Origin of the sequence: Ruegeria haliotis, assembly GCF_013377785.1 — a bacterium.
In the GTDB taxonomy this organism is placed as follows: domain Bacteria; phylum Pseudomonadota; class Alphaproteobacteria; order Rhodobacterales; family Rhodobacteraceae; genus Ruegeria; species Ruegeria haliotis.
The window spans coordinates 159,167-169,190 of sequence record NZ_JABXWT010000006.1 but is presented as its reverse complement, the minus strand read 5'-3'; the positions used below and the strand labels follow the sequence as shown (position 1 = coordinate 169,190).

The 10,024-nt window shown below is 56.2% G+C and carries 10 protein-coding genes; 7 read left to right on the top strand and 3 right to left on the bottom strand.

Translation table 11 applies throughout. From position 1 onward, the window contains the following. Positions 1-127 precede the first annotated feature (127 nt). The 7 genes from HW561_RS13195 to HW561_RS13165 all read left to right on the top strand — a co-directional run bounded on the left by HW561_RS13195 (position 128) and on the right by HW561_RS13165 (position 6,726). Positions 128-610, top strand: a complete 483-nt coding sequence (locus tag HW561_RS13195) for a TonB-dependent receptor domain-containing protein (protein WP_176865474.1) — start codon at positions 128-130, stop codon at positions 608-610. Positions 611-657: 47 nt separating this feature from the next. Further along, on the top strand, positions 658-942 hold the full coding sequence (locus tag HW561_RS13190; protein WP_176865471.1) for a DUF2218 domain-containing protein: 285 nt from the start codon (positions 658-660) through the stop codon (positions 940-942). Positions 943-1,043: 101 nt separating this feature from the next. After that, positions 1,044-1,940, top strand: a complete 897-nt coding sequence (locus tag HW561_RS13185; RefSeq protein WP_176865470.1) for a siderophore ABC transporter substrate-binding protein — start codon at positions 1,044-1,046, stop codon at positions 1,938-1,940. Positions 1,941-1,946: 6 nt separating this feature from the next. Further along, on the top strand, positions 1,947-2,888 hold the full coding sequence (locus tag HW561_RS13180) for an ABC transporter permease (protein ID WP_176865468.1): 942 nt from the start codon (positions 1,947-1,949) through the stop codon (positions 2,886-2,888). Next, positions 2,878-3,816 carry an iron chelate uptake ABC transporter family permease subunit gene (locus tag HW561_RS13175; protein ID WP_176865465.1) on the top strand — a complete coding sequence of 313 codons (939 nt, stop codon included), beginning with the start codon at positions 2,878-2,880 and terminating at the stop codon, positions 3,814-3,816. Before HW561_RS13180 ends, HW561_RS13175 begins: the two co-directional genes overlap by 11 nt. Beyond that, complete coding sequence (locus HW561_RS13170) at positions 3,813-4,565, top strand: iron ABC transporter ATP-binding protein (RefSeq protein WP_176865463.1); 753 nt, start codon at positions 3,813-3,815, stop codon at positions 4,563-4,565. Before HW561_RS13175 ends, HW561_RS13170 begins: the two co-directional genes overlap by 4 nt. 133 nt (positions 4,566-4,698) lie before the next feature. Beyond that, positions 4,699-6,726: a TonB-dependent receptor plug domain-containing protein gene (locus tag HW561_RS13165; protein WP_176865461.1), complete on the top strand. Its 2,028-nt coding sequence runs from the start codon at positions 4,699-4,701 to the stop codon at positions 6,724-6,726. A gap of 35 nt (positions 6,727-6,761) precedes the next feature. Here HW561_RS13165 and HW561_RS13160 read toward each other — a convergent pair whose 3' ends face one another. From HW561_RS13160 to HW561_RS13150, 3 genes are all read right to left on the bottom strand, one after another. Then, complete coding sequence (locus HW561_RS13160; RefSeq protein ID WP_408015386.1) at positions 6,762-7,241, bottom strand: MarR family winged helix-turn-helix transcriptional regulator; 480 nt, start codon at positions 7,239-7,241, stop codon at positions 6,762-6,764. A gap of 190 nt (positions 7,242-7,431) precedes the next feature. Then, positions 7,432-7,788 carry a hypothetical protein gene (locus HW561_RS13155; protein ID WP_176865459.1) on the bottom strand — a complete coding sequence of 119 codons (357 nt, stop codon included), beginning with the start codon at positions 7,786-7,788 and terminating at the stop codon, positions 7,432-7,434. Between the two features lie 560 nt (positions 7,789-8,348). Beyond that, the gene (locus tag HW561_RS13150; protein WP_176865457.1) at positions 8,349-9,869 is read right to left on the bottom strand and encodes a Fic family protein; all 1,521 of its coding nucleotides are present in this window, start codon (positions 9,867-9,869) and stop codon (positions 8,349-8,351) included. Between the last annotated feature and the right edge of the window lie 155 nt (positions 9,870-10,024).

Here is a 10,024-nt window from a genome sequence, read left to right as displayed (position 1 = left end):
CGTTGTCGCGTTCAATCCACCAGTTGGATCAAACTACGCCAAGGTGCAACATGACCGCCAAAGTTCGCGACAAAGCCCCCGCGTCAGGACCGGACACGTGATGGCAGAATGCCGAACTGCTTAGCGAATGCAGATGGAAGTTGGTCGGGTTGCTATACCCGGCGCAGCGCGATGCCTGCGATACCGTCGCACTGCCGGAGCGCAGAGCTTCCATCGCCTGTTCCAGCAACAGCCGGTGATGGTGTTCAATCACGGTTGCACCTATGTCGACACGGGTCGCCTGGACAACCCGACCTCGCCGCATAACCTGGTGCTTTGGGGCCGCTATACTATTCCACAAGGCCGGTTCGAAGGCACTGATCTGGGTCTGGGTGTACGGGCCGCAAGCCGCTTTGAATCAAGCTCCGGTGATGGTGTAACCATCAGTGCCGCAGGCTATGTCGTGGCCGATGCGATGGTGCGGTATCCGATCTCGGACGCGGTGTCGGCGCAGCTGTCAATCGAGAATATCTTCGACAAGACCTACTATACGCGCGTCAACCAGGCCACCCGAGGCAACTTCTATGGCACACCGCGTCGTTTCACGGTTGCATTGAACGCGAATTTCTAATTCGGTCCCGCCGGATCACACAGCCAAAGTTCCCAGAAAGGAATGCCATGCATACGGCGCAATCTTCATTTCAAACCAAAAATGCCAGCCGGTATTTGCAGCAGCTTTGCAAACACTTCTCCCACAAGGTCGATGCTCAATATGATGACACAGCCGGACGTGTAGATTTCGAGATCGGACAAGCACAACTTGCCGCCTTCCCGGATCGGCTGGAATTCGTTGCGCGCTCTGACGATCCCGATGGGCTGCAAAGGACGAAATCCGTGCTGGAGGATCACATCATCCGCTTCGCTTTTCGAGAAAATCTGAGCGGGCTGAGCTGGTCGGATTGAGTTTGCCTACAGGATATGTAAATGTCCGCCAGCCAGTCACATGCAATTGCATCTCGCCAGCACCTTCACGATCCGTAACCGAAAAAACCTGAGGATTCGAGATGCTTGGCCGTTTGACCGCCCTTGCCATGACCGCTCTGACAGCCAGCGCGGGTTTGGCAGAGACACTGGAAATAGATACCTATCGCGGCCCGGCCAACGTCTCGGGGCAACCCGGCACAATCGCCGTTTTCGACGTGGCCGCCGCCGACACGATCAATGCGCTTGGTGTCCCCATCGCAGGGACGGTGGACGGGCTTTATGTCGAATACCTCGACGATGTAGCCCGGAATGCGGTTGATCTCGGCACTTTCTGGGAACCCGATTTTGAAGGCGTACATGCGCTGGCCCCGGATTTGATCGTTGTGGGCAGCCGCAGTTCGGATCAGTTGGACAACATGGCCAAAATCGCGCCGAGTATCGATATGACCATTGATGCTGACCTTGTTGGCGACGCAATGGCGCGTTTACGTGACTATGGTCGGATTTTTGGTAAATCCGATGAGGCTGCCGCGCTTGAACAGGCGTTTCAGGACAGGCTTGAACAAGCCATCTCTGCCGCGCAAGGCAGAGGGGACGTGCTGATCGTGATGACAAACGGCCCGAAGATCAGTGCTTATGGCGGTGGAGGTCGTTTTGGTTGGTTGCATAAGGATGTCGGCCTGCCCGAAGCCGCGCCGGAGATCAGCGCCGCCATTCATGGCGAGGCAATCTCGTTCGAGTTCGTGCGCGACACCGATCCGGATTGGCTGATCGTCGTCGACCGTCTCGCCGCGATCGGGCAGCCGGGCGATAACGCCAAGGCAACGCTCGACAATGCGTTGGTTCAGCAAACAAAGGCATGGCAAACCGGACAAGTGATCTATCTGAACGCCGCCGACATCTATGTTGCCGGTGGTGGCATCCAGTCGATGATGCGCACACTGGACCGGCTGATCGCCGGTTTCGCTGCCAGCTAGACCTCCATGGCAAAGTGGCTATGCCTGATCGCACTGGCTTTTCTCGCCAGTGCCTCATTGTTTGTCGGAGTGATTGATCTGCGGCAGGTCGCCCCGGACGAGGTCTGGCCGCTGATCCGCGACAGCCGCTTTCCGAGGACGGTGGCCACGTTGCTGACGGGGGCCTCGCTGGCCATCGCCGGGCAAATCATGCAACAGATCGCCCGCAATCGTTTTGTCGAGCCGATGACATCCGGAACCGGTCAAAGTGCGGCGCTTGGCATTCTAATGACGGCGGTATTCTTCCCAACTGCCCCGATTGGCATCAAGATGGGTTTGGCCTCGGGTGCGGCTCTGGCGGGATCCGTTCTGTTTTTTGCCATCATACGCCGCCTGCCGCCAACCCAGCCATTGCTGGTACCACTCGTCGGGCTGATCTATGGCGGTATCGTAGGTGCGGGTGTGACCTATGTGGCCTATCAGGCGGACATGCTTCAATTCATCGAAATATGGATGAATGGAGAGTTCTCAGGCACCTTGCGGGGTCGTTACGAACTGCTGTGGCTGGCCGGGCTGGCGGCAGCATTGACCTATCTGGTGGCTGATCAGTTCTCGATCATTGGGCTGGGCGAGGTGGTCAGTCTGAATCTTGGCCTGAACTACCGGCAGGTTGTGATGCTGGGACTGGTGATGATCTCGGTCGTTGCGGGGCTGACTGTGGTCACAGTCGGGATGATCCCGTTTGTGGGTCTTGTCGTGCCCAATCTGGTCAGCCTGTTGGCAGGCGACAACCTGCGCCGCACCTTGCCGATAACCGCCATGGCCGGGGCTGGTTTGGTGCTGGCTGCTGATCTGGCCGGGCGGCTGGTGATTTACCCGTTCGAAATGCCCGTTGGCACCGTCATAGGTATTGTCGGCGCGGTCGCGTTTTTGTGGTTGCTATACGGGGGATCACGCCTTGCGCGTTAGGTTCATCCTTCTGACTATCGCGCTGAGCCTGTGTTGTGCCGCTTACCTGAGCATCGGCGCGCGCGGCGACTGGGGTTTTGTGCTGTCCTTTCGCGCACAGAAACTGGCGGCGCTCTTGTTGGTGGGGTTTTCCCTTTCCTGGGCGACCGTGGTGTTTCAGACCATCACCGGAAACCGTATCCTGACCCCATCAATCATGGGCTTCGACGCGCTGTACTTACTGTTGCTCAGTGCCTTGGTCTGGAGCATCGGGGCGCAAGCCTATCAGGCGCTGTCCGCGCAAGTGTTGATGACGGCCAGTGCAGCGCTGCTGTGTGGAGCGGCGCTGATCCTGTTCAAGACGGTGCTGCGGGCCGGACGGGGCAACCTGATGCAAATGATCCTGACCGGGGTGGTTTTGTCAGTCCTGTTCCGATCCCTGACCGCCTATTTTCAACGCGTAATCGACCCGAATGAATACGCGGTCGTTCAGGCGGCCTCATTCGCGCGGTTCTCAAATGTTGATACGAGCCTGCTGTTGCTGGCTGCTGTCCTGTCGCTGGGGGCCGGGCTTGCTGTTTGGCGTATACGGCACCGGCTGGATGTCACATCGCTTGGGCCCGTTCTGTCCGCATCTTTGGGAGAGCCGCCGCGCCGGGTGCAGTGGCAGGTATTGATCCTGATCTCGGTCCTGGTGTCCATATCCACCGCACTGGTTGGACCAGTCGCCTTTTTCGGGCTGCTTGTCACAAGCTTGACCTATTTGGTCACACCGTCATGCCGACACAGTGAGATACTGCCCACCGCCGCGCTGATCGCCGGGATCATCCTTGTCGGGGGCCAGACACTGATGGAGCGGGTTTTGGACCTCAGCACCCCCCTCAGCGTTGTGGTCGAGTTCATCGGCGGCCTGATTTTCCTGTTCCTGCTGCTTCGGAGCCTCAGATGATCGACATTCAAGACGTAACCTACAAGATTGCTGGGCAACCCATCCTTCAGGATGTATCGCTGCAATTGGACAAGGGCGGGATTATCGCCCTGATCGGGCCGAATGGGGCCGGGAAATCGACGTTGCTGTCTCTGGTCGCGCGCCTGTTGCCTCTGCAGACAGGAACGATCCGGGTGGATGACCTGCAGATTGGTCAGACCGTCGATACTGTGTTGGCCAAAAAGCTTGGGATATTGCCGCAGGAACTGACAGTCGCCAGCCGTCTCACAATCCGCGATCTGGTTGGCTTTGGCCGCTACCCGTATCACAAGGGCCGGCCCAGTGCCGACGACCATGATCGCGTCGATACCGCCCTGCACCTGTTCGATCTGTCCGATCTTGCTGAACGGCAATTGGAAACCCTGTCTGGCGGACAACGCCAACGCGCTTTCGTCGCAATGGCTTATGTACAGGACACCGATTACCTGTTGCTGGATGAACCGCTAAACAACCTCGACATCGCGGCGTCGCGCGCATTGATGACATTGCTGCGCGATCTGACTGCCGGGCGCAAACGCACAGTCGTTATTGTTTTACATGACATAAACTATGCAGCGGCGTATGCCGACCGCATCATCGCCCTGAAGGCGGGTCGCGTTGTGGCGGATGGAGCGCCCGACGCAGTTGTGACCGCTGCATTGCTTAGAGATGTGTTTGAAACTCCAGCCAATGTCACCACCGTAGCAAGGCGTCAGGTGGTGTTGGTTTAACGCCACACTATACCTCGAACACCATAACATGCACTTGCATGTCAATAAGTGGCGACCTACTGGTTCGCCGAAATCCCCGCCAGCTCTGACTCAGGGCCCGCCAGGTTGAATGCAATCATCGGGGGCAGAACTCATGCTTGATAAACACAACACGATACGCACAGCGTTGCTGTGCGGGTCGGCTCTTTCAATGCTGTACGGTGCAGCGGCACTGGCGCAAGACGCCGAAGCGACCAGCACGGCATCACAGGAAAATACCGATGGCGAGGTTTTTTCTCTGGATCCGATTATCGTCAGAGACCGGGATCCGTTGGGTCAGGACGCAGACAGGGCCTCATCCATCTATCTGTCCGATGCCGAACTGGAAAACGCCCGCCTGGGCAACGCCAAAGACCTGTTTGACGGGATCGCGAACGTATCCGTTGGTGGTGCCATTCCGCTGACCCAAAAAATCTACGTCAACGGGATCGACCTGATCAACCTGACCACTCAGATTGATGGGGCCCTGCAAAACAACCGGGTGTTCCACCACACCAGCGCGACAGTCTTCGATCCCGGAATGCTGAAATTCGTCCGGGTTGATCCGGGCGTTGCGGCTGCAGATACCGGACCGAATGCAACCGCAGGTGCGGTTATCATGAAAACCATCGATGCGGGCGACATCATCGCAGACGGACGAAACGCGGCGGGCACTGTACGGCTGAGCTATGGCAACAACGGAGACACCTTCGCCCGATCTTTGGTTCTGGCCGGTCGCAGCAATGGCTTCGAGGCTCTCGGGTACGGACGTTCAACCACCGGCAACCCTTATGAAGACGGTGCCGGAACCCTGACCCAGGGAACGGCTGCCGACATGCAAACCGGCCTTCTGAAATTCGCCTATGAAAGCGATCAGGGCAACCGGTTCGAGCTGTCTGGCCAGCGCATCAAGGATTCGGAGGAACGCAACGAAAAGCCTAATTTCGGCAATTGGGCCCCGCCGTTCGAGATGGATCTGGTGCCTTACGATACAGAGCGTTCCAGCTATTCGTTCCAATATTCCAACACTCAGGCAGAGGGCATGTGGGACCCGCAGGTTGTGATCGGTTACTCGGACGCCGACGTCACCCGAACCGACACCAGCTATGAGGGTGTCTCAAGCACGTTCTCGGGAAAAATTCAGAACACTTTCAACATTGGCAGCGGTTTCATGAACGGCGGCTCGGTCGTGGCGGGACTGGATTTCTACGATAAGGATTCCACATTTACCGATCCGACATACAGCCTAAAGGAACGGGTCAAAAATATTGGCGCATTTGCCCAGGCCCGTTTCGATCCGTCCGAGCGCTGGAGCATCTCAACCGGCGCGCGATATGACACCCAGGACTTTACCGGTGTGGACGGAACCGACCTGAGCGATTCCGGCGGCAGTTACAATATGTCTGCGACCTACTTTGTGAATGACGCTCTGTCACTGCGCGCAAGTTATTCGAACGTGTTCGGGGGCTACCAGATCGAAGACAATTACAAGTTCTGGACCACCGACTATTCAGGCTTTGAATCGTCCCGTGGCGAAAACATAAATCTTGGTGTTGGCTGGGACGCAGGTAACCTGCATGTGTCGGCCGAACTGTTCCGCACATCTATTGATGATGCACGGATGATGGCCTATGACCGGATGACCGACATGAACCTGCACAGCGCAGCAGATGTAAGAAGTCAGGGCTTCAATCTGGATGCCAGCTATGCGTGGTACAATGGCTCAATGCGTGTGACCTATACGAACGCAGACCTGACCATCAATGGCGCGGATCCCGGCACCTACGAGGCGCAGGCATTCGGATTCGGAACACCAATCGGACAGCGCATCGCCCTGCAAGCGCAGCACTTCGTCCCGCAACTGAACACTCTGTTCGGTGCCACCGTGGATATGGCCTTTGACAACGATGCCACAGCTGTCTGTGACACCTGTTCCGGACTGGACGGTTACACAGTGGTCAACATCTTCGGTGAGTACACACCGCCGTCATTTTCGAACCTGACGGTACGGCTGTCGGTGAACAATCTGTTTGACGAGGACTATTCTGACCGCGCGACCTACGGCGCCGATTACACAACTGAACTGGTACCCCTGAAAGAACCGGGCCGGACCGTGGTCGTTGAAGCTGTTGCAAGGTTCTGACTCTGCGTTCCCCTGCGGGCCATGCGTCGCTGGCCTCAGGGGAGCAACTTGATAAGAAGTCGGGCCAGTTTATAGGCGTCATCGACGCTCATATGTGGCCCGATTTCGTCTTGCATGGCGTCCCAATAGATGGGCCAGATACGCGCATGCATACCCTGTCCCTTCTCAGTCAGGAACAGTATCTGTTTGCGCCGCACATCGGCAATATATGTGCGGCGGATCAACCCTTCTTTCTCCAGCCGAGCAACGTGGCGTGACAGGGCATATTGCGGAACAAACAACCGCTCCTCAAGCGCGCTCATCGGCTGACCATCGGGCCCGGCGCGCTCGACCTCAAGCAGGATTTCATACCAGATCGGGTCGCTGATTCCGATTGCCTTCAGCGTTTTGGTGATACGTGGATAAAACTTGCGATGCGCTCGGATCAGATTGAACCAGACACGGTTGTAACTGATACACTCCTGATCATCGCCAAAGAACAGCGCGTCGTCCGAAAGGGGTTTGATGGGGTCCACGGAGGTTCCTGTCTTGAATGTCCTTAGGCCGAGTTCAATTCAGCTTACATTAGAAAGATGTCCCGTAAAAGCATTGTAATACAATTGATTAAGGCAATTTTCGTGTATTGATGAGCCCAGTGTACCGTGAGGATACCCGAGACATCATTGCGCTCGCCCAGAGGCTTGGCTTGATACCAAAGCTATGCCTCTATTGATCTATCGGATGTTGTGCCGAGATTGTGCAATACGTGACCGCATCAGACCCCTCACATGTCCCGGACGTTATGTGCTGGATTGCAAAACCATCCTCCAGTTCGATACCCTTCACGGCCACACGATAATGCCAGCGCATTTCCTCTTCGGTGTAGCCATGCGCAAATTCGGTCAGTTCCAGTTCGGTCTGCCCACAGCGCATCGCAGCGATTTGTATATCGTTTTTGCCCAGAATATTGCCGATTGTTTCCGCCGACCGCCGACACTCTCCGACCGAGTTGGCATCCATCATCGCCATATGGGTCTGACCGGTCGGGCCGATAGTCAGGATGATCAGGACGGTTTTTAGCATGCTTCAACTCCTTGGAGGGTATTCGTAAACGGTTTGAACCAAAGTCGGACTTGCGCAATTTCGAGAACACTCAGTTCAAACACATCGAAGCGGCAATCTGCAAGAAGATGCTCACCGTCGTGATCCGAGAGTTGACCTTTCACCGACCGGTAGGGCGGTTGCGAGACAGGGCGCATTTCCCATTCCTTCCTGACAAGAGGGATTTTTGCCTGGCGAAGAAACCGAGGGAAGGCTGGGCACGTTTTCCTGACTTTATTACTCGACTTTGTCAAGCAAACACTTGGGCCATTCCTGATTTGCTGCTTGTCCGAGTACAGACAACCATGCCTTCCCAACTCGGACAGTTAACCAAGCGGGGAAATTATCATGGCCGACGCTGGTTCGACCAAGGAAACGACTCTGGATGTTAGAAACCTGTCGGTCGGTCTTCTGCCTATGGACCCGGAGTGAGCATCAATGCGAAAATCACTGATCGGCTGTTCCCAGAACCCCCGGTTCATCTATCAGAAAGTCTGCCTGACAACGTTCACGACCTAGCCGTTCTGTTCGATGCCGATGGGTCACTGTGCGGCCCGCGTCTCAGCCAAAAAGGTTGCAAAGGGACGGATGTCCCCCTGAACGCTCGCCGTTTCCAGTGCACGCATGTAGTCAGCGCGCTGCTCGACCCTGACAACCGTCCATGGATGACCCGCCGCCGCCATCATAACGTTCATCAAGAAACGCGCGATGCGACCGTTGCCGTCCAAAAACGGGTGGATGAACACGAAGATGAAGTGTCCAAGCACGATCCGCACTGCCGGATTTTGCTCTGCCTTCAAAAGATCGAAGAACACCGGCATGCAATCCCGAACCGCTTCAACACTCATCGGCACATGTTGGGACTGACGAATGTAGACGGGCGATGTCCTGTAACCAGCAAGCTGTGACGCCTTCAAGATACCGGCGGTGACGGAAGGCGCAAAAAGACTGCGATACCAATCGCTCAGATCTCTTTCCGCAACTTCACCGGCGTCGGCCCCTTGCAGGACAGCCCGGACACTTTCCTTTACGCGTTGGAACGCTTCCCAATACCCACGCGCAGCGAGGGCGTCTTTCAGCACACGGTCTTCGGCATCATCTTCCGGGTTCCAAGTCCCCGATCTGACCTTCTCAATAAGTTCGGGTGAAACCCGATATCCTTCAATCGACAAAGAGTGGTAGGCGTCGGTGACGTAGATGTCGTCCATCTGTTGGAGATAAGCCTCGACATCGTTTGCAATCGGCTGAGCCTTTGGGAATAGCGCGATCACGTCGCCTCGCATGCTGTCCCATTTCAACCGAATGCGGTGGACGTGTGGGGACGTTACCCGCCCGGCGTTGGGCATCGCGATAGACTGCTCAAACGGGTTGATCTCGCGTACATCATGGGACGCTGCCCTCATGGCGGACAGAATTTCATCGGCGATTTTTTCAGACCCGATACTGCGAAAGGCCCCTGCCAATCTGCCCGCGGCACGCGTATGTCCACCATCCAACAATTTGCCGAGAAGCTGGGATGCGTCGGGCATGATCGCCAAAACGGTACGTGCCTCTGTTGGATGATTTTGAAAGAATGCTTCGGGCACCAAGATCAAAGCGTCCTCTGCTCCAAACAGCCGCAGCCCGTTCCTGATCTTCAGCCCTTGCCCATGAGCGATCACCGCCTTGGTTTCAAAGAGCGATGTGTTGTGCGGGAGGTCAGTTCTGGAGTTACCGGCTTTGGGCGCACGCACCAGGAGCTGTTGCGGTACCGTGGTGTCACCCGCATGCAGGATCAGACTCTGTTCGGGTGAAAGGGACCAGTCGTCCCCGAAGCGCTCGCTCAAGTATTGCGCGCAGAAATCCCAGAAGGATGTGTACCATGCCGTACTTTCACCAGTGCCCTCCCCGGGTCTGGATGGAACGTACCATCCTTTCATGACTTCCTTTAGAAAGCCGGATTTCAGCAGACGCTCGCGATGAGTGCGCGAGAGGTTGCTGGACCTGATTGCGACCGCACCCTTCGATTGCAGGGCCTTCAACTCTTCCAGTGAACTTGCGAGTTTTTCTGCTGCACTTGCCATGACGTTCTATGAGCCGATCATTTCTTAGGTTTTTATGTCGTACACCGTGTAGGTTTATGTGTCGAGCAAATCTTAGATTTTTACGATGCTCAAACTTTAGGTTTTTACGCTATCCGTGATGATATGATGGCACGTCCGCCCCTCACCCACCGACG

What these genes read in the sequence shown, in the direction of transcription:
- HW561_RS13195 (WP_176865474.1), top strand. Translation starts at nt 128, where the DNA reads ATGCAGATGGAAGTTGGTCGGGTTGCTATACCCGGCGCAGCGCGATGC.
- HW561_RS13190 (WP_176865471.1), top strand. Translation starts at nt 658, where the DNA reads ATGCATACGGCGCAATCTTCATTTCAAACCAAAAATGCCAGCCGGTAT.
- HW561_RS13185 (WP_176865470.1), top strand. Translation starts at nt 1,044, where the DNA reads ATGCTTGGCCGTTTGACCGCCCTTGCCATGACCGCTCTGACAGCCAGC.
- HW561_RS13180 (WP_176865468.1), top strand. Translation starts at nt 1,947, where the DNA reads ATGGCAAAGTGGCTATGCCTGATCGCACTGGCTTTTCTCGCCAGTGCC.
- HW561_RS13170 (WP_176865463.1), top strand. Translation starts at nt 3,813, where the DNA reads ATGATCGACATTCAAGACGTAACCTACAAGATTGCTGGGCAACCCATC.
- HW561_RS13165 (WP_176865461.1), top strand. Translation starts at nt 4,699, where the DNA reads ATGCTTGATAAACACAACACGATACGCACAGCGTTGCTGTGCGGGTCG.
- HW561_RS13155 (WP_176865459.1), bottom strand. Translation starts at nt 7,788, where the DNA reads ATGCTAAAAACCGTCCTGATCATCCTGACTATCGGCCCGACCGGTCAG.
- HW561_RS13150 (WP_176865457.1), bottom strand. Translation starts at nt 9,869, where the DNA reads ATGGCAAGTGCAGCAGAAAAACTCGCAAGTTCACTGGAAGAGTTGAAG.